Below are 18,777 nucleotides of genomic sequence, written 5' to 3'. Positions count from 1 at the left end.
CGGAAAATATGCAAGCAAGATGCGTGCCAAGCCGTAAGGCGTGATTTAATCAGTGATTCCCTAGATGAATCTCTGAAAAAAACCTCTGCTGCCTCATGGAGAAGGCGCAGAGGTTTTTTATATGAATTGCAGTAACCTTTATTCTGTATTTGCAGTATTGGACGAATCCTCCGGCATTGTGGTTATATCGCTGCTGGATGTAGTGATAATGAACCCGCCGCGGTTGTCACCGGAGACACTGTAGGCAATATCCTTAGGCAGCTGCACAGTCGTGGTGCCGCTGGGATCAGCGGGGACATAATAGATGATATAGGACTGAATACCGTCTGTATAGGAAAGACCGCCGGATTCCATAGTATAACTTTGCAGATAGTTCAGATATTCCTCCAGGCAGAAGTTGTTTGCATGCATAATTGCTGCATGCAGCTTCCCTACATAGCGAAAATGGTGAGGTGCATAGGTGATTCCGGTGATTTCTGTTTTATCCTCCGGATAGCGCAGAACAAAACCGTATTCCCAGGCATTTGTGACCATCCATTCGTTTCGTTTTTTGATATAGGGCACAACCTCGCCGGTGCTGGTGATCAGACCAATGTCAAAGCTATAACCACAGCTGCGGTCGGGAAGAACGTTGGTGTAGATGGAAGAGGCGTCCAGGGTGGAATCCAGGGTGCTGTAAATCTGCAGATTGGTGTAGCCGTTGGAGGCAGCATAGCCGTCAAAGAGACTGCAAAGGGATTCCTGGATCTCTGCTTGTATGGGGAGAGATGCATCTCTGGGCTTTACATTTTCGTTGGAAATAGCGGAAAAGTCGATCCAGTTCTGACTGCCGGTATAGGGGTGTGCCTGGTCTACCAGGATCAAAGAACCATTTGCCTGATCTGCTGCCGAGAGTTGCAGTATTGTTGCATCTGGTATCGTTTCTTCCGTATTTTCTGTTTCGCCGGGAGAATCTGACGGTGCGTCCTCTGCACCGGAACCTGTCAGAGAAAATCCGCCGGTTCCGATAATATTTTCTGTTTTTGTCTGGAAAAACAGGCGATATACTGTGTCTGCGCCATATATGCCAGCAATCAGCAGAATCAATGCAAGGATAAAGCCAGCGGAACTGAGATGCCGCTGTTTTCGTTTGCTCATAGTGGAACCAGCCTCCTTTCCTGCAAAGAAGTATCATAGTTTAAATGTACTTTAATATATTGTTTCTGTCGTTGTATCCTCGGAAGGAATCATATTACCGTTTTCATCGGTTTCTTCTCCTTCCAGGTCTGTTGGCATGGGATAACCATCGTGAATAAGTCCATAGATAGCAAATGTATCAAAAACGGCACGCCAGTATGTGGGACCTTTTGCAGTTACGGCAACATAACTTTTTCCCTCTGCATCTGTGGCATAGCTGACCAGACAGTGACCAGCTTCATCGGTATATCCGGTTTTGCCGGCTTCGATGGTGATGCCAGTAACCTCGGTGCCATACATCCGGCTGAACATGGTGCTTTCCAGAGGGATTCCCTCGGGGTGCTGTTCTGTGACGGACGTGGTATACTGATAGGTGCTCAGAATTTCCCGGCAGATATCATTTTCCATAACATAGGACATAAGCAAAGCAATGTCTGTGGATGTGCTGTAGTGGTTGATATCATGGAGACCGCTGGCGTTTGTAAAATGGGTGTTTTCCAGTCCCAGTTCCTCTGCCTTGTCGTTCATCCATGTCACGAAGGCTTCTTCCGAGCCGCAGAGATAAATCGCAATTGCAGTTGTTGCATCGGCTCCAGACGGCAGTGCAACGCCATAGAGTAGATCAGTAATGGTGACAGTTTCTCCCTCTTCAAAGCCTGCACGTGAGGCGTCTGCGGCAATGAGCGGTGCGATAATGTCATATGTCATGGTAAAGGTATCATCCATATTTTCAACATGCTCCGCCGCAACCAGAAGTGTCATGATTTTTGTCATAGATGCAGGATAGATCCGGGTATCGGGGTCACGCTGCGCCAGTATTTTGTTGTCAGTAACATCCAGAAGAACAGCATATTCACTGGAGATATTTTTCGCTGTCAATTCTGTGAGATCAGCGGCAGTTTCCGGATATACCAATAGTGCCGGCGGCTCGGTAGGTGCTTCTGTCGGTGGTTCCGTGATCTCTGTAGCAGCCTGTGCATTTGCAGCAGGTGCTTGCCGCACTTTCGGTTTCCCGGTCTGTGTCAGCAGAACAATGAGAAAGACGATGACGATCACACCGCATAAAACACCAACGGTGGTATTGATCCAGAGCCTTGAATTATGCCGTTTTCTTTGTTTGCGAATTTCCATGCTGCACCTCGTATTGAGAAATATCTTAAATTTCGGGGCTGATAAGAAAAAAGAGCATATTTAAATTTACAGACAACCCTATACAATTATAATATGTTTTTCTCGTTTTGTCAATGGATTTACTGGAAATCAATTTTTATGGCAATACCGTACAAAGATTGTATGGTGTTGCCTTGTGAGAAAAGCGGACAGAATGAAAAAGCGGAGATTACCGAAAAGACGGCATCTCCGCTTCGTTTATGCGTCTGCGGAATCCAGTGTTTCCGCCAGATCTGTATATTTTTCGAGTATTTTCTTTTCACCGCTCAGAGCACGCTGACGCACAAGTGCACGGCTGAAATCACCGTCCAGATATGCCCAATAGGTGGTGTCATCCCTAGGGACGAGCTCCACCACATGGGTACTGCCGTCCTGGAGGGTGTATTCTACCCGGAACGCAGCATCCTTTTGCGCTGGTTCAGAGGCATTCGCCTCGATGGATTCATAAGAGAGATTTGTCAGGGATGAGAAGAAATCCTCAAATGCCTGTGCTGCGGCGGCATCATCAGCAGTGATGGTTTTGCCGTTGCAGACATAGGTGCCAGCCTCAGAATCAATTTCATATGTGTCATCAATCTGCATGGACTTGTCATTATAAGAACCTTCATAGTGGAGCTTGAGGGATTTGACCTGGTCAATTCCCGGTTTGAACAGCGTATCCAGCAAATAGTCTGTTGTTTCACTCTGAAGGAAAGAAACATAGGAGGAATCGAAGATCAGGATTTCGCCTGTTTCCACATGGAGACATTCGATATAGCTTGTGACCAGAGGATCGTATTCCTCAAACAGAAGCGTGGTAGTTTCGCCGGTTTCCTGTGTAAACTGGAATGTGTATGCCGGATTGTCGAAACCGTATTTTTTGTAATCTGCTTCTGTAATGCCGCTTTCTCCAAAATCATCAATTTCCAGCTGAACCAGCGTGGTAAACAAACTGGAGAGGTTTGCCGCATTGATTTCCAGGGAGGTCTCAAAGGGAGCTGTCAGTGTCCAGTCGGTGCCCTCTTTTTCCAGATCATATATGGTTTCTTTGTTATGTTTCAGGAGAAGATGGGTAATATCCGATGTTTTGTCGTCCATGACATAGCGATACCGCAGCTGCGTTTCGGTCACGTAAAGGTAACCGGCAGTGTTGGAATCCACCAGATATACATGGTCATCGCCGTCCTGCATGATGTAGAAATTTTCCTTTGTGGGCGTCTGAGCGCCGACATAAATGGTTTTCGTCTTATTTTCAGTATAGTAAGTGATTGAGATCGGATCTGTCAGTCCATAGCTGTCCAGTGTGGCGTCATCTGCCGCTCCCAGATCCTCAGATGCAGTCAGCATGCTGCCGTAGGTGCAGAGTGCAGTAATATAATAAGTGTTGATCCGCAGTTCGGGACCGCTGGCAACAACCCATTCGCCGTTTTCATCGGCTTCTATGGTATAATCCAGATCCGGCGTATGCAGATCCAGCTTGGTTACATCACTGGAATTGAATGAGCCCAGCTGTAACGCTGCTGCCTCTTCCGCTTCTTTTTCCTCTTTTTTGGTCTGATACTGATCCACAAAGAAGTAGGTGCCGAAGGCAATGAGAACCAGAAGCAGCAGGATCATTCCGATGATCAGTTGTCTTTTCATATGATCTGCCTCCTCATAAAAAGTTCAGCGCATTGTATCAGGAATTGCGGCGCTTGATCCATACGCCCACGCCAACTGCCATGATCACTACCGGGATAATGGTCAGAACCACCATGAGTCCCTTTGCAAAAGTCTCTGTCTGAAGTGCGATATAGTCATAACTGGTTGTCTTTTCGGCGATCTGCATATCCACATCGCTATCATACATCCAGCTGATGGTACTCAGGAACAAGTATACCGGAATGATCACCGTTTCATTGCTGACATGTTCATCGTCAATAAATTCCGCGTTGCCGAATACCACCATTTTGGATTCGTTCCGGGCGTTGTTCTGCGAGTATGCCGCCAGCATCAGATTGCCGTCCATTTCCTCCGGGTCATCGCTGACGCCGCCATACGGTTCGCCCACAGCGCTTTCATAGGTTGTGATCAGGGGGGCAATGGTATATCTGCCGTTTTCATCAAAGTAGCGGAAACTGCGGGATTCCGGCATGAAGGTATACAATCCCTCGTTGAGCAGAGCCGAGGTCAGATCTGCTGCATCGCTGTCGTCCTCCAGTTCGTTCAGTTCGCACTGAATTGTAGTGTTGTCACCGGAAATGTGATAGCTGGAATTGGTTTCATACACACGGTCATAGTCCATATAGAAGCCGTAGTCTTCCATGATCTGTTCCAGATTGGTGTACGCAAAGGAACCGCCGTTAGGGGACATGAGCAGACTGATATTGCCGCCTTCGTTTAGATAGGCGTCCAGCTTTTCCACTTCCTGATCTGTGATATCTGCGGTAGGTGCTGCCACTAGTACCAGTGCAGCATCATCCGGAACGCTGTCTGTTTCAGAAAGGTTCAGTTCCTTGGCAGCGTAATTATAGTTTGTCAGATTAGTGGTGAATTTCGTATACTGCTTCAGAGATTTTTCCCCATGACCGCTCAGGAAGTAAATTGTGGGTGTGAAATCGTCCACTACACCTTTGATTGTACCGGTGATCAGATTTTCACCGGTAAAGTCCTCACCGGTGGTGTTGCCTTCATCATCGGTATAAGTGACATACATGGAACTGCCGGGGACACGCCGCTTGGTATCATTGCACACAAACACCATATCACCAGTGGAAAGGGTGAATGCATTGTCGCTGTTGATCTTTTCCATGGTTTTGGTATCCGTATCCGGATTTACCCAGATCAGATTGATACTTTTGTGGGCATCGTATGCCTGCAGCGCCCGGTAAAGAGTGAGAGAATCCAGACTGTTTTCCAGTTCTTCTTCTTCTACCAGCACATAGAAATCCACAGAAACGTTGTCTTGATCCAACTGATCCAGATAGGATTCCGTGGTGGAACTCAGGGAATACTGCTTGTTCGGGGAAATATCCCAACTGAAGTCCAGCCGTGCCACGATCATGTTCAGTATAATTGCAATTGCAAGAACCAGGATCGCCAGGATCCATGCCATGCTTGCAAATTTGGTATTTTTCCAGTTACGGAATTTCTGTTCTTTTTTTGTATCTTGACTCATGCTAACTTACCTCCGGCTCCAGCGTCTTTTTTCGATGGAAATAATCGTCCAGATCAGGAACACGAGAATTTCCGTAATATAGCCCAGCAAATCGGAGAATTGCAGCAAGCCCTGCGAAAATACGTAAAATTTTGTCTGATTGGAGAACCAGCTCACCACGTCGGACAAAACCGGAATGCTGGAGAGAAATGCGTTTTGACTCATGTTGTCCATCAGCAGCAGGAGCAGCATGGCGAGCTCACTCATGAGAATGGAAAGCAGGGGCATTTCTGTCAGAGAGGAAATGAAAATGCCCAGTGCAATGCAGACCAGACCGAACAGGAAGAAGCCAATATAAGTACAGATCAGGCTGGACCAGACAACACGTCCATAAATGGAGGTCAGAATGGGATAAAACAGGGATGCAGCGAGCATAATAAGCAGGACGGTTGCCGTTGCAAGAAATTTTGCAAGGACGATCTGCGTCACGTTCAGGGGACTGGAAAGCAGGAGAGTCTCCGTGCCGTTCTTTCGCTCTTCCGAAAATGCACGCATGGTCAGAAGCGGCAGCAGGAAGATGAAATAGTAGATGTTCACATAATAGATGCTGGAAAATGAGAACTCATAAGTAGATGAGGAAACATTTCCGATATCCATGATGAAGGTCAGGGAAAAGGTTGCCATAAAGAAGGCAATGACAAAATAAGCGATGGGAGACAGGAAGTAGCTCTGTAACTCCTTTTTATATAGTGCAAACATGCGTCGTTATTCCTCCTCTTCTGCGGTGTCTGATTGTTCTTCTGCGTCAGGCTCAGACCCGGCAGCGGTATTTTCTGCTTCAGCTTCGGCATCCATCTCGTTGAGAAGATCCTGGAGGCTGGCACGCTTTGTGGGCTGGTTGACCAACTTGACAAATACCTGTTCCAGATTTTTCTTTTCGGCGGAGACTTCCAGCACTTCCAGTCCATGCTGGAGCAGTGCGGACAGAAGGGCATTGCGCACGGAATCATTTTCGATCTCCACATCATAAGTATAAACGCCGGTCTTGACGAACTGGATGTTGTCCACACGCATGACGCCGTCTACGCTGCGTGCAATTTTCGGCACTTCACGGGAACTGCCCTGGATTTTCAGACGAAGCACCGTGTTTGTCTGTTGATTCTCCTCCAGATTTTCAATGGTGTCGTCTGCTTTGATCTCTCCATGATTGATGACAACGATCCGGTCGCAGACAGCGCTGATCTCTCCCAGAATGTGCGAACTGAGGATGATGGCATGATTGTGCTTGAGGTCCAGGATCAGATTGCGCACTTCCATGAGCTGTGTGGGGTCGAGACCAACTGTGGGCTCGTCCAGGATCAGCACAGGCGGATCTCCCAGTAATGCCTGGGCAAATCCCACACGCTGCTTATAACCCTTGGACAGGTTGCGGATGAGCCGTTTCTGGACATCGGTGATCTTCAGCCGTTCCATGACGCGTTCTACTTCACCTTTTCGCTTTGCCGCCGGGATACCTTTTAGTCCAGCCACAAAATACAGATACTCTTTCACTTTCATATCCGGATAGACTGGCGGGATCTCCGGCAAAAAGCCGATGCATCGCTTTGCCTTTACCGGTTGCTGGGCAATATCATAGCCCTGGATGCGTACAGTTCCGCCAGTGGACGGAATGACGCCAGCCATGATATTTAATGTAGTGGATTTTCCGGCACCGTTGGGTCCCAGAAAGCCCAGCACTTCATTTTCTTTTATGGTAAAGCTGACGCCTTTGAGCGCTGCCTTATTTCCATAATATTTGGTCAGATTTTGAATTTCAACCATATGACACTCCTTTCCGCTGAAACCGCTGTTTCCGGTTTCAAGCAGCTACCTTTTTATTATCTCAAAATATTATGTCTCTGTCATATATAAAAAGTAACCATATCATGAAATGTAGAAAAAATGGATAAAAGCAGATTTGAATCCGTCAGAAAAGATGGATAGTATCGCAAAATCACCGGATATCAGTATGCCATGCATTTGTGATAGGCAGGTGAAGAAAGAAGGGATGTTGGACGAAAAATGAAAATCAACTGGAATCTATGCGCAATTCCAGAAAAAAGCGGGTCAAAATGCACAAAATGGATTACAGGAATCTGTACAATGCTACAAAAATATAAAAATTCCTATCCTGAATTTGTGCAAAGGGTTGACAGGAATTGCAAAGCGGTGTATAATTCTTGATATGAAAGTAGGTATCCTTGTGTGCATTTTGTGAAAGCGGAGTGCGGGGGGATACAGCAAGCTTAAGCTGCTGCATGATATGCACGTTCTGCACCGGGTCCTGCCGTACAGAAAGGATGTGCGGAACAGCAGCACAACCATTCCTACATTCTATTCAATCTTTCAGAGAGGGGAATTTCTTAAAATGCAATTCAAGAAAAGCAAAACATTTCTGGCTGCAATCCTGGCTGCTGCAATGACATGCACAGCAGTTCTGCCGACAGCTGCTTCGGCTGCAGGCACCAGAACAAAGGACGAGGCCTATGGCGATGACTCTTATGCAGCACGCTTCATGTCGCTGTATGACGACGTTATCACCAACGGTGTGCAGAACGGCTATATGTCCAGCACTTCCACTGTCAGCGGTGGTCTGGGCGTTCCGTATCACTCCGTAGAAGAACTCTGTATCGAGGCTCCGGACTACGGTCACGAAACCACATCAGAAGCATTGTCCTATCTGGTATGGACTGCTGCAATGCGTGATAACATCGTAAATGATGCAAAGCATGGTAACGTTACTGTAAAGAATGTAAAGGATGCTTCCACTGAAGAAGTCGGCAATCTGGCAAAGGCATGGAAGACCATGGAAGCTACCATGATCCCGGACGTTCAGGAGAGCTTTATGTCTAAGGGCAGCGGTCTGAGCGCAACCTACAGCGATGAGTGGGAACAGATCGAAATGTACCCGACAGACATGGCACAGGGCAACACCGCAAAGAACCCGATTCATGAATATTTCTGTGCATCTTACGGCTCTGATAAGGGGCTGTACCTGATGCACTGGCTGGCTGACGTAGATGACTGGTACGGCTTCGGCAGTGCAAACGGTTCTACAGGCAAGCAGACAGGCGTTGGCGGTTCCTTTACACTGATCAATACCTTCCAGCGCGGCGAGCAGGAATCCTGCTGGGAAACGATTCCCCATGCCTGCGTAGATTTACATGGAAAATATGGTATTAATGGAAACGGCGGTATGAAGGGATTCTTCAACACAGAAGCAAGTCCGGCTGAGCAGTGGTCTTATACCAACGCACCGGACGCAGAAGACCGTGCAATCCAGGCTGTTTACGCTGCAAACAGATGGGGCGTCGGCGATCAGTCTGTTGACTCCAAGTGGGGCGGATCTCAGAAAATTTCTGATTTGGCTGGTAAGATGGGTGACGAATGCCGTAACAATATGTACGATAAGTACTACAAGGAAATCGGCACATCTCTTGAAGGCAAGGGCAAGTGGAACGGCGGCGGCTCTGATAACGGCAAGCACTACCTGATGAACTGGTATACTTCCTGGGGCGGCGCAATCGATGGCAGCTGGGCATGGCAGATCGGTGCATCTCATATGCACGAATTCTATCAGAACCCGCTGGCTGCATACGCTCTGGTGAATGATGATCAGCTGAATGCTGGCATGAAGTCTCAGGGCGCAACTGATGACTATACCACTTCTCTGGAGAGACAGATCGAACTGTATCTGTGGCTGCTGTCTAATGACGGTCCCATCGCCGGCGGATGCACCAACTCCTGGAAGGGTCGTTATGAGCAGATTCCGTCTGACGTTTCTACCTTCTACAAGATGGGCTATATTGAACACCCGGTATATGCTGACCCGGGTTCCAACCACTGGATCGGTAACCAGGTATGGGCTGTTCAGCGTCTGGCAGAACTGTACTACATTGTTAAGGTTGAAAACGGTGATGATCCGCAGATCGCACAGACTGGCATGACTCTGTCTCAGGCTCTGGAAACCATCCTGGACAAGTGGGTTGGCTGGTTCATGGACAACACCATCCTGGGTACTGCAAATGCAACCAAGGAATTCCAGGATTACTATGAGCCGTATGACACCCAGAAGTCTACCTTTACTGTTCCGGATCTGTCTCAGGGCGTAACTGATGATGGTATTTCCTTCTCCATCCCGTCAAGCCTGATCTGGCAGGGTCAGCCGCAGACATGGACCGGCAAGTATCAGGAAAACACTGGTCTGACCTGCACCATCGTTGGCTATGGCGACGGTGACCTGGGCTGCGTATCTTCTCTGGCAAACTCTCTGATCTACTATGCAAAGGCAAAGGGCGTTGCTACAAGCGATATTGATGCTGCCAAGGCTTCTTATGAGGGCAGATCTGCTGCTGCTTCCACAAGCTCTGATGAGCTGGCTAAGCAGGGTCTCTATCTGGCTAAGGAACTCCTCGACAGAGAGTGGAACAAGTATCGTGATGACATCGGTCTGGGTGTAAACGATCACAATACAAACCTGCCGAGATTGTGGAATACAAAGCTGGCTCTGCCGGATGGTTCTACACAGAATGGTGAGGGCAAGACTCTGGATGCATCTCGCTACACTGGTACCATGCCGAATGGTGATACAGTTAAGAATGGTGTTGCATTCGTAGATATCCGTTCGAACTATAAGAACAGTCCCATGTATCTGGAAGCTCTGTCTTATTATGAGAAGGACGGCAACTGCGATAACTACTACTTCACACTCCACAGATTCTGGCATGCTGGCGACATCATGATGGCTCTGGGTACTATGTATGAACTGTATCCGGATATGCCGGTTGATGGCGGCGATGTTACTGAAGATCTGAAGGTAACACCGGAAGATTTGACTGTTGCAGTTGGTGAGACAGGTGCTCTGAAGCCGAACAAGGATGGCTGCACATTTGAGTCTGCTGATCCGTCTATCGCTACTGTTGATGAGAACGGTGTTGTAACTGGTGTTGCTGAAGGTGAGACCACTGTAACCGTAAAGGATGCTGCTGGAAACACTGCAACCGCAACCATTACTGTTACTGCTTCTCAGACAACTGAAACAACTGAGACAACTGAAACAACTGAGACAACAACAAAGTCTACAGAAGGCAGCACAGATCAGGGTGAATCTAACACACTGCTGGGTGATACAAACCTGGATGGTCGTGTAGATATTACTGACGCAGTTCTGCTGAATAAGAAGGTTGCTGGTGCTGTATCCTTCAATGATCAGGCAAACAAGAACGCTGACTGCTTCGATCAGAACGGTGAGATCACACAGGATGATGCGATTTCTCTGCTGAAGTTCCTGGTACACCTGGTAACATCTCTGCCGGAAGTTCAGTAATTGAATATTGATTATTGAAAAGCATCATGCTTTTTCATGCGAGTGCCGCGGTTTCAAAGGAACTGCGGCACTTTTGCGTATCTATGAAAATTTCGCATTTCCCCTTGATTTTTCTGCGGTATAATGGTATAATAAGATATTATGAAAAAAACAAAGGGGTGACAGCATGAAGAGTATGACGGGATATGGCCGCGCATCGGCGCAGAACGGCGGCTATGATATCACCGTGGAAATTCGGGCGGTGAACCATCGGTTTTATGAATGCTCTGTGAAGCTGCCTCGTGCATACAGTTATCTGGAAGAAAAGATCAAGGATCAACTGCAATCTCGAATTGCCCGCGGAAAGGTTGAGGTTTCTCTCACCATGCAGAACGTTGGCGGAAAATCTCTCACAGTTCAGGTGAACCATACGGCAGTATCTGCCTATCTCACTGCGCTGCTGGAGGAAAACCGACGCCTGGCAGAAGAATTGGATGGCGGCATTTCGGAACATGCTTTTTTAAAGCAGGATCTGTCACTTTCCACCTTGCTGCGTCTGCCGGATGCGTTTCAGGTGCAGCAGGTAACAGAGGATGCAGAAGTTGTCTGGGCAGCAGTGGAACCGCTGTTACAGGATGCGGTGGAGCAATTTTTGTCCATGCGTATGGTTGAGGGCGAACGCCTGAAAGCCGATGTTGCTTCTCATCTGGATGCACTGGAGCAAATGACATTTTGTGTGGAAAAACTGGCACCGGAGACGGTGCAGCTGTACTATGACAAGCTGTATCGGAAAATCACAGAACTGCTGGCAGATCATACGGTAGATGAATCCCGCCTTGTGACGGAGGCAGCGGTTGTCGCTGAAAAAATCGCCGTAGATGAGGAATTGGTGCGGCTGCATAGTCATATTGCCCAGTTTCGTACACTGCTGGAAAGTGATGTGCCAGTGGGCAGAAAAATGGATTTTCTGGTACAGGAAATGAACCGTGAAGTGAACACCACCGGCTCCAAATCACAGTCACTTGAAATCACAAAACTGGTTGTGGATATGAAATCGGAGATCGAAAAGATCCGGGAACAGATCCAAAATATTGAATAAAGGAAGCGTGAAGATGAAAAAAGGCACATTGTTCGTGGTGTCCGGGCCGTCAGGCTGCGGAAAGGGGACCATTTTGCATGAGGTACTCCAAAACCCCAATTTGTATTATTCCGTGTCAGCAACGACAAGAGAAATGCGTCCCGGCGAAGTGGATGGCGTGAACTATCAGTTTCTGACCAATGAAGCATTTGAGGAACTCATTGCCAATGATGGCATTCTGGAATATGCCCAGTATTGCAATCATTATTATGGCACGCCGAAGCAGCCTGTGGAAGATCATCTGGCAAAGGGGCAGGATGTTATCCTGGAAATCGAAGTGGTGGGTGCTATGAAGATCCGGGAAAAGTGCCCGGATGCTGTCTTTTTGTTCATCATGCCCCCGTCTCTGTCCGAGCTGGAACGCCGTCTGCGGAAGCGTGGCACAGAGGAAGAGGCAGTGGTGCAGGAGCGTGTGGCACAGGCATCCCGTGAGATCGGCTGTGCTGCAAAATATGATTATATTGTGGTAAACGGCGAGTTGTCTCAGGCAATCGCTGATGTGAATGCGATTCTGCGTGCGGAATCGTGCAAAACAGAAAAATGTCAGACTTTAATTGAAGAGGTGCTTGGAAAATGAATATGTTGAGACCTTCTGTGAATCAGTTGATCACCAAAAATGAAAGCAGTTATTCCCTGGTCATCGGTGTGGCGAAGCGTGCCCGTGAGGTGGCTGATGAACTTTACGAAGAGGGAAAAGTTCTGGAGGAAAAGCCGGTGAAAACGGCGATCCGCGAACTGGCTGCCGGAAAATATCGCATCATAGAAGACGACGAAACCACGCACTAATTTATGGAGACTTGTTCGGGCTTGCCCCAGATCTGGTGCGTTGGTGTGGCAGTCTGTGCAGCTGCCTATTCCTTTGACCGCTTGTTTTCCTATGTGGCAAGGCAGGAGGTGGCTGTGGGATGCCGTGTCATCGTTCCCTTTGGAAAAGGCAATGCCAAACGTGTGGGGATTGTACTTTCCTGTACCCGACAGGCGCAGACAGAGCAGCAGCTAAAATCTATTTTGTCCGTGGTGGACGAACAACCAATTCTCTCTCCGGAAATGCTGGATCTGGTATTCTGGCTCAAGGAAATGACCTTTTGTACCTACTACGATGCTGTGCGAACTATACTGCCAGCCGGAATGCAGGTGCAGCTGGTAGAGACGATTTCCCTTGCAGAAACGCCGCCGCCGCTGCCATTGACAGAGGAAGAGGAACATCTGCTGTTCTTTTTGCGGAAAGCCAGAACGAAGCAGGAATTTCGCCGGATCCTTGCTGATGCAGATAACCTGGGAAAGCAAATTGTGGATTCTCTGGTGGAAAAAGGGTTTTTGCGCCGGGTGGAAACCGTCAAGGAAAAGACCCATGGTCAGACGGGAACCCGTATGCTGCGCATGGCAAAGGGGCGGGACGAGCTGCCCCAGGTGACGAAAACCCAGCAGAAACTAGTGCGGCTCATGCAGGAAGTGGAATCCGTTTCAGAAAAAGAGGCGTGCTATCTCAGCGGCGTTTCCACTGCCGTGGCGAAAAAACTGGTGCAGCTGGGGGTGTTGGAATCCTACATTGCAAAACCGTCTCTGCATTCGTACGCCATAGGAGAACAGACCCAGTCTCCGGAAGACCTGATCTTATCCCCGGAACAGCAGTCTGTCTATGAACGGCTGGTGGCAGCACTCCATGAGGGAATGCACTGTTTTCTGCTGCACGGCGTTACGGGCAGCGGCAAGACCAGCGTCTTTATCCGGCTCATTGACACGGTGGTAAAACAGGGCAGGCAGGTGATCCTGTTGGTGCCGGAAATTGCGCTGACGCCGCAGATCGTCGGACGGTTTTACAGCCTGTTCGGGGAAATCGTCGCCGTGGTGCATAGTGAACTTTCACTGGGACAGCGCAGCGAAACCTGGCGGAAAATTGCTTCCGGCGAGGTAAAGATTATCATCGGTACCCGAAGCGCCGTCTTTGCACCGGTGCAGTCTTTGGGACTCATTGTGGTGGACGAAGAGGGTGAGCGGACTTATAAATCCGACAGCGCTCCAAGATATCACGCCATTTCTGTGGCGAAAAAGCGCTGTCAGACTCATGGTTGTCCGCTGTTGTTGGCGTCGGCAACGCCGTCTATTGAAAGCTACTATTATGCTAAGCGTGGCGTGTATACCTTGTTGGAAATGAAACAGCGCTATAACCAGGCACCGTTGCCCGCAGTGGAAGTAGTGGATATGCAGGAGGAGCGCACTTCCGGCAATGACGGCATGTTCTCCCTGACCTTGTCCGAAGCGCTGAAAGACAATCTGGCGGCTGGGAATCAGTCCTTGCTGCTTCTCAACCGCCGGGGATATCATACCATTATCAGCTGTGCATCCTGCAACAAGCCGGTGTACTGTCCCAATTGCAGCATTCCCATGACGTATCATAAAGTCAACGACAGCTTGATGTGCCATTACTGCGGTCATACCCAGGATCTGGTACAGGTGTGTCCCACCTGCGGCAGCAAGCATCTGCGGAAGATGGGCTTCGGCACCCAGCGGCTGGAGGAGGAATTACAGCAGATCGTACCTGGCGCACGTATTCTGCGGATGGATGCAGATACCACCATATCCCGGTATGCCTATGAAGAACACTTTACGGAATTCCGGGAGGGAAAGTATGACATCATGCTGGGGACGCAGATGATCGGCAAGGGACTGGATTTTCCGCGCGTCACTCTGGTTGGTGTTCTTTCAGTGGATAAGGCACTCTATGCCGGAGATTTCCGCAGCTATGAGCGAACCTTTTCCCTGGTAACCCAGGTGGTGGGACGAGGCGGCAGAGGCGATGCTCCCGGTCGTGCCATTTTGCAGACCAGTATGCCGGATCATTATGTGCTCCGATTGGCGGCGCAGCAGGCATATCCGGAATTTTATGCCCAGGAAATTGCCCTGCGGCGGCAGCTGATTTTTCCGCCCATCTGTGATATCTGTGTAATCGGTTTCACCGGTGCACGGGAACAGGAAGTACAGGCGGCATCCCGGAAAACGGCAGAGATTCTGAAATCCCAGATAAGGAAACAGGGATTTTCCTATCCCATCTGGGTGCTGGAGCCGGTACCGTGTATTTATGGGCGTATCAATGGAAAATATCGCTATCAATTGGTGATCAAGTGTAAAAATACAAAGCCGTATCGGGAACTGATCCATGCGGTACTGGCAGAAGCCGGTGCAGACCGCAGCTGTGCAAGAGTGCATATTTATGCGGACATGAACGGCGATATCGGCGTATAATAAGAATGTATCAATTATATTGCATAGTGACGATAGTGGGAGACAACCGTATCAAAGCATTGAAATTGGAGGGAATGATCCATGGCGATCCGACGAATTGTAAAAGAAGGCGATCCGATTCTGCGGGCAAAATGCCGTCCGGTGACGGAATTTGACGAAAAACTTCACCAGCTGCTGGATGATATGCACGAAACATTGGATCAGGCAGAAGGTGTGGGTCTGGCAGGACCTCAGGTGGGCTACTGCCGTCGTCTGTTTATTATGCATCTGGGTGATGTCCGGGTGGAGGCAATCAATCCGGAGATCGTAAAAACCAGCGGCAAACAGCGTGTGCTGGAGGGATGTCTCTCTGTGCCCAATCGCTGGGGATATGTCACACGCCCTAATAAGTGCAAGCTTCGTGCCCAGAACCGCAACGGCGAGTGGTTCGAGATGACGCTCACTGCATTGGGGGCACAGTGCACTTGTCATGAATACGCCCACCTGGATGGTCAGCTGTTCGTGGACGTGGTAGAAGAATTTGTAGACCCGAAAGATCTGGAGGAAGCATGAGAATAGTCTATATGGGAACGCCGGACATTGCTGTGCCGTGTCTGCGCCTTCTGGCGGAGAGTGCGCATGAGGTCGTTGGCGTTTTTACACAGCCGGATCGTCCCAAGGGACGTGGGCATCATACCATCCCCACTCCGGTAAAGGCGGCGGCGCTGGAATATGATATTCCGGTTTATCAGCCCTTGTCTCTGCGGAAAGGGGAGGATGCGGAAGCTGCTATGGAGACCCTGCGCCAGCTGGCGCCGGATCTCATTGTAGTCATGGCTTATGGACAGATTCTGCCTAAGGCAGTGTTGGATCTGCCGCCGTATCACTGCATCAATATGCATGCATCCCTCTTGCCGGCATATCGGGGTGCTGCACCCATTCAGTGGGTGCTCCTGAACGGCGAAACAAAGACCGGCATTACCGCCATGCAGATGGCGGAGGGACTGGATACGGGAGATATGCTCCTGAAAAAGGAAATTGACATCGGCCCCGAGGAAACAGCGGCTGAGCTGCACGACCGACTGGCGGAACTGGCGGCGGAGACGCTTCGGGAGACCTTGGCATCACTGGAAAACGGTACGCTCACGGCGGAACCCCAGGATGATGCGCTGTCCAGCTATGCCAGCCGCATTACAAAGGAAATGTCAGAGCTGGATTTCACAAAGCCTGCTGCTGAACTGCACGATCTGATCCGGGGCATTACTGGGTTCACCATGCTGGATGGCAAACGGCTGAAAGTCTATGCTTCGAGAGTGGTAGAACATGTTTCCGGCACACCGGGAACCATTGCAGATTCGGCAGAATTCGTGGTGGTATGTGGTGACGGAAACGGACTGCGGCTGACGGAAATTCAGCCGGAGGGAAAACGCCGGATGGCTGCGGCGGATTTTTTACGGGGAAAGAAACTGACAAACGGGGAAACGCTCGGCTGAGCAGAAAGCGAGGCGTCATATGCTGCTTTACGGAGGTTACGGACTGGTGATCCTGGGACTGATCATCAGTCTCTGGGCATCATGGAATGTGAATGCCACATTCAAACGGTATGAAAAGGATTACAACAGCCGCGGACTGACGGCAGCTCAGGTGGCACGGCAGATCCTGGATGATAACGGTCTGTATCAGATTTCTGTGGAACGTGTTTCGGGCAAGCTGACAGATCACTACGACCCACGGGCAAATGTCATCCGTCTGTCGGATTCTGTGCACGACTCCACTTCTGTTGCGGCAATCGGCGTAGCGGCACACGAATGCGGTCATGCGGTACAGCATGAGGTGGGCTATTTTCCCATGAAAGTCCGCAGTGCCGTCATTCCGGTGACACAGATCGGTTCGAAGCTCTGGTATATTGTCTTTGTGCTTGGTCTGATTCTGGGCGGTTCTTATATGGGCGAGACCCTGCAGCTGGTGGGAATCCTGTTGTTTACGGCAATTGTCTTTTTCCAGCTCATTACTCTGCCGGTGGAATTCAACGCCAGCAGCCGTGCCATGCAGACCCTGGAATCCAGGTATATTCTGGCGGGAGACGAGCTGAAGAAATCCCGGAAAGTGCTGACAGCCGCTGCGCTGACATATGTAGCAGCACTGCTGAACAGTATTTTGCAGCTGCTGCGGCTGATCTCCATTGCAAAGGGGAATAACAGACGAAGATGAATGCAAGAAAACTGGCAGTACAGCTATTAGATCGTACCGAACAGGAGCAGAGCTATTCCAATCTGCTGCTGGACAGTGCGCTGTCCCAGTGGGAGATGGAAGAACGGGACAAGCGGCTTTGTGCAATGCTGTATTATGGTGTTATCGAACGGCGCATCACATTGGATGCTGTCATTGCTCATTACAGCAAGCAGCCGCTGCGAAAACTGGACGGTACGGTGCGGAATATACTGCGGCTGGGGGTGTATCAGCTGCTGTATTGCGATCAGATTCCATCCCGTGCGGCAGTCAGTGAAAGCGTGAAGCTGACGAAAACATGCCGGAAAGCAAGTGCTTCCGGGTTTGTGAATGCAGTACTCCGGGGATTTCTCCGGGATGACTGTCAGATTCCCTATCCCAAGGACAAAAAAGTCGCTATGGCGGTGGAATATGCCGTGCCCCACTGGCTGCTGGAACAGTTGCTGGACGCCTATGGTGAACAGCGGACACGTGCTTTTCTGGCAGATGCTTTGGAGCCGGCACCACGGTTTATCCGGCGTAATTCCTTGGCGTGTACCAGAGAAGAACTGGAGCAGGCGCTGGGGGATCAGATTACACTGGTGTCTCTTCTTCCGGATGCCTATACGCTTCATGCAGGAGATATCCGTAGTCTGCCGGAATTCCAGAAAGGCTGGTTCTATGTACAGGATTTGGCATCCCAGATCTGTGCCCTGTCCATTGGAGCACAACCGGGAGAAACTGTGTTGGATCTCTGTGCAGCTCCCGGCGGAAAAACCTGCACCATGGCAATTCAGATGGCGCAGTCAGGCAGGGTCTATGCCTTTGATCTGGCGGCGCATCGGGTGAAGCTGATCGAGGAGAATGTGAAGCGCCTTGGGCTGACCAATGTGACGGCAGCACAGGGAGATGCTACGGTATTCCAGGCGGAATATGCCGGCGCAGACCGTGTGCTGTGTGATGTGCCTTGTTCCGGCATGGGCGTTTTGCGGCGAAAGCCGGAGGTCAAGGAGAAAGACTCCGAGGAGCTGAAATCGCTCCCGGCATTGCAATTGGAAATTCTGGAAAATGCAGCACGCTATGTAAAACCCGGCGGTATTTTGCAGTATTCCACTTGTACAGTGCTGCCTGTGGAAAATGAACAGGTGGTGCAGCAATTTTTGCAGAAGCATCCGGAGTTTGCGCCGGAGCCGGTATGTCCGGCGTTGGGCGAAGCTTTTGAAAAGCCCATGGTAACGCTGCTGCCGGAGCTTTGTGGCAGTGACGGCTTTTTTGTGGCGAAGATGAAACGTAACTAGCGGCAACACCGCACAAAGGGTGCCTGGCGGCTTTGCACGCCATATGCTTGCGGCAACACCGCACAAAGAGCGCCTGACGGCTTTGCACGTCATATGCTTGCATCTT

Annotated in this window: 15 protein-coding genes; 9 read left to right on the top strand and 6 right to left on the bottom strand. The window is 49.7% G+C overall.

Annotated features, from left to right (window positions below; genetic code table 11):
• Positions 1-138 precede the first annotated feature (138 nt).
• The 6 genes from Q0418_RS09310 to Q0418_RS09285 all read right to left on the bottom strand — a co-directional run bounded on the left by Q0418_RS09310 (position 139) and on the right by Q0418_RS09285 (position 7,282).
• Positions 139-1,137: a D-alanyl-D-alanine carboxypeptidase family protein gene (locus Q0418_RS09310; RefSeq protein WP_298483860.1), complete on the bottom strand. Its 999-nt coding sequence runs from the start codon at positions 1,135-1,137 to the stop codon at positions 139-141.
• A 51-nt stretch (positions 1,138-1,188) separates the two neighbouring features.
• A complete protein-coding gene (locus Q0418_RS09305) occupies positions 1,189-2,307 on the bottom strand; it encodes a D-alanyl-D-alanine carboxypeptidase family protein (RefSeq protein WP_298483859.1) in 1,119 nt (372 codons plus the stop codon).
• Between the two features lie 237 nt (positions 2,308-2,544).
• Positions 2,545-3,966 (bottom strand): DUF4340 domain-containing protein, encoded by a 1,422-nt coding sequence (locus tag Q0418_RS09300; RefSeq protein WP_298483858.1) that lies wholly within the window; start codon positions 3,964-3,966, stop codon positions 2,545-2,547.
• Positions 3,967-4,003: 37 nt separating this feature from the next.
• Positions 4,004-5,482 carry a GldG family protein gene (locus tag Q0418_RS09295; RefSeq protein ID WP_298483857.1) on the bottom strand — a complete coding sequence of 493 codons (1,479 nt, stop codon included), beginning with the start codon at positions 5,480-5,482 and terminating at the stop codon, positions 4,004-4,006.
• Between the two features lie 6 nt (positions 5,483-5,488).
• Positions 5,489-6,220 carry an ABC transporter permease gene (locus tag Q0418_RS09290; protein ID WP_298483856.1) on the bottom strand — a complete coding sequence of 244 codons (732 nt, stop codon included), beginning with the start codon at positions 6,218-6,220 and terminating at the stop codon, positions 5,489-5,491.
• A gap of 6 nt (positions 6,221-6,226) precedes the next feature.
• The gene (locus Q0418_RS09285; protein WP_298483855.1) at positions 6,227-7,282 is read right to left on the bottom strand and encodes an ABC transporter ATP-binding protein; all 1,056 of its coding nucleotides are present in this window, start codon (positions 7,280-7,282) and stop codon (positions 6,227-6,229) included.
• Between the two features lie 586 nt (positions 7,283-7,868).
• Here Q0418_RS09285 and Q0418_RS09280 point away from each other — a divergent pair.
• The 9 genes from Q0418_RS09280 to rsmB all read left to right on the top strand — a co-directional run bounded on the left by Q0418_RS09280 (position 7,869) and on the right by rsmB (position 18,671).
• Positions 7,869-10,826 (top strand): glycoside hydrolase family 48 protein, encoded by a 2,958-nt coding sequence (locus Q0418_RS09280; RefSeq protein WP_298483854.1) that lies wholly within the window; start codon positions 7,869-7,871, stop codon positions 10,824-10,826.
• Positions 10,827-10,992: 166 nt separating this feature from the next.
• A complete protein-coding gene (locus tag Q0418_RS09275; protein WP_298483853.1) occupies positions 10,993-11,904 on the top strand; it encodes a YicC/YloC family endoribonuclease in 912 nt (303 codons plus the stop codon).
• A gap of 13 nt (positions 11,905-11,917) precedes the next feature.
• Entirely contained in the window at positions 11,918-12,520 is a 603-nt protein-coding gene (gene gmk, locus Q0418_RS09270) for a guanylate kinase (protein WP_298483852.1), read from the top strand.
• On the top strand, positions 12,517-12,729 hold the full coding sequence (gene rpoZ / locus Q0418_RS09265; protein ID WP_317336592.1) for a DNA-directed RNA polymerase subunit omega: 213 nt from the start codon (positions 12,517-12,519) through the stop codon (positions 12,727-12,729). Before gmk ends, rpoZ begins: the two co-directional genes overlap by 4 nt.
• 21 nt (positions 12,730-12,750) lie before the next feature.
• On the top strand, positions 12,751-15,186 hold the full coding sequence (gene priA / locus Q0418_RS09260) for a primosomal protein N' (protein WP_298483851.1): 2,436 nt from the start codon (positions 12,751-12,753) through the stop codon (positions 15,184-15,186).
• 81 nt (positions 15,187-15,267) lie between these two features.
• A complete protein-coding gene (def, locus tag Q0418_RS09255; protein WP_298483850.1) occupies positions 15,268-15,738 on the top strand; it encodes a peptide deformylase in 471 nt (156 codons plus the stop codon).
• Positions 15,735-16,658 (top strand): methionyl-tRNA formyltransferase, encoded by a 924-nt coding sequence (gene fmt, locus Q0418_RS09250; protein WP_298483849.1) that lies wholly within the window; start codon positions 15,735-15,737, stop codon positions 16,656-16,658. Before def ends, fmt begins: the two co-directional genes overlap by 4 nt.
• Positions 16,659-16,677: 19 nt before the next feature.
• The gene (locus Q0418_RS09245) at positions 16,678-17,376 is read left to right on the top strand and encodes a zinc metallopeptidase (RefSeq protein WP_298483848.1); all 699 of its coding nucleotides are present in this window, start codon (positions 16,678-16,680) and stop codon (positions 17,374-17,376) included.
• A complete protein-coding gene (gene rsmB / locus Q0418_RS09240) occupies positions 17,373-18,671 on the top strand; it encodes a 16S rRNA (cytosine(967)-C(5))-methyltransferase RsmB (RefSeq protein ID WP_298483847.1) in 1,299 nt (432 codons plus the stop codon). The genes Q0418_RS09245 and rsmB overlap by 4 nt, the downstream gene beginning before the upstream one ends.
• Positions 18,672-18,777 lie beyond the last annotated feature (106 nt).

Origin of the sequence: uncultured Ruminococcus sp., from assembly GCF_937915125.1 — a bacterium.
Lineage (GTDB): Bacteria > Bacillota > Clostridia > Oscillospirales > Ruminococcaceae > Ruminococcus_C.
This window is presented reverse-complemented; position numbering and strand designations above follow the sequence as displayed.

Bases quoted from the DNA above. Each gene is read 5' to 3' on its own strand.
- Q0418_RS09310 (WP_298483860.1), bottom strand. From the start codon at position 1,137: ATGAGCAAACGAAAACAGCGGCATCTCAGTTCCGCTGGCTTTATCCTT.
- Q0418_RS09305 (WP_298483859.1), bottom strand. From the start codon at position 2,307: ATGGAAATTCGCAAACAAAGAAAACGGCATAATTCAAGGCTCTGGATC.
- Q0418_RS09300 (WP_298483858.1), bottom strand. From the start codon at position 3,966: ATGAAAAGACAACTGATCATCGGAATGATCCTGCTGCTTCTGGTTCTC.
- Q0418_RS09295 (WP_298483857.1), bottom strand. From the start codon at position 5,482: ATGAGTCAAGATACAAAAAAAGAACAGAAATTCCGTAACTGGAAAAAT.
- Q0418_RS09290 (WP_298483856.1), bottom strand. From the start codon at position 6,220: ATGTTTGCACTATATAAAAAGGAGTTACAGAGCTACTTCCTGTCTCCC.
- Q0418_RS09285 (WP_298483855.1), bottom strand. From the start codon at position 7,282: ATGGTTGAAATTCAAAATCTGACCAAATATTATGGAAATAAGGCAGCG.
- Q0418_RS09280 (WP_298483854.1), top strand. From the start codon at position 7,869: ATGCAATTCAAGAAAAGCAAAACATTTCTGGCTGCAATCCTGGCTGCT.
- Q0418_RS09275 (WP_298483853.1), top strand. From the start codon at position 10,993: ATGAAGAGTATGACGGGATATGGCCGCGCATCGGCGCAGAACGGCGGC.
- gmk (WP_298483852.1), top strand. From the start codon at position 11,918: ATGAAAAAAGGCACATTGTTCGTGGTGTCCGGGCCGTCAGGCTGCGGA.
- rpoZ (WP_317336592.1), top strand. From the start codon at position 12,517: ATGAATATGTTGAGACCTTCTGTGAATCAGTTGATCACCAAAAATGAA.
- def (WP_298483850.1), top strand. From the start codon at position 15,268: ATGGCGATCCGACGAATTGTAAAAGAAGGCGATCCGATTCTGCGGGCA.
- fmt (WP_298483849.1), top strand. From the start codon at position 15,735: ATGAGAATAGTCTATATGGGAACGCCGGACATTGCTGTGCCGTGTCTG.
- Q0418_RS09245 (WP_298483848.1), top strand. From the start codon at position 16,678: ATGCTGCTTTACGGAGGTTACGGACTGGTGATCCTGGGACTGATCATC.
- rsmB (WP_298483847.1), top strand. From the start codon at position 17,373: ATGAATGCAAGAAAACTGGCAGTACAGCTATTAGATCGTACCGAACAG.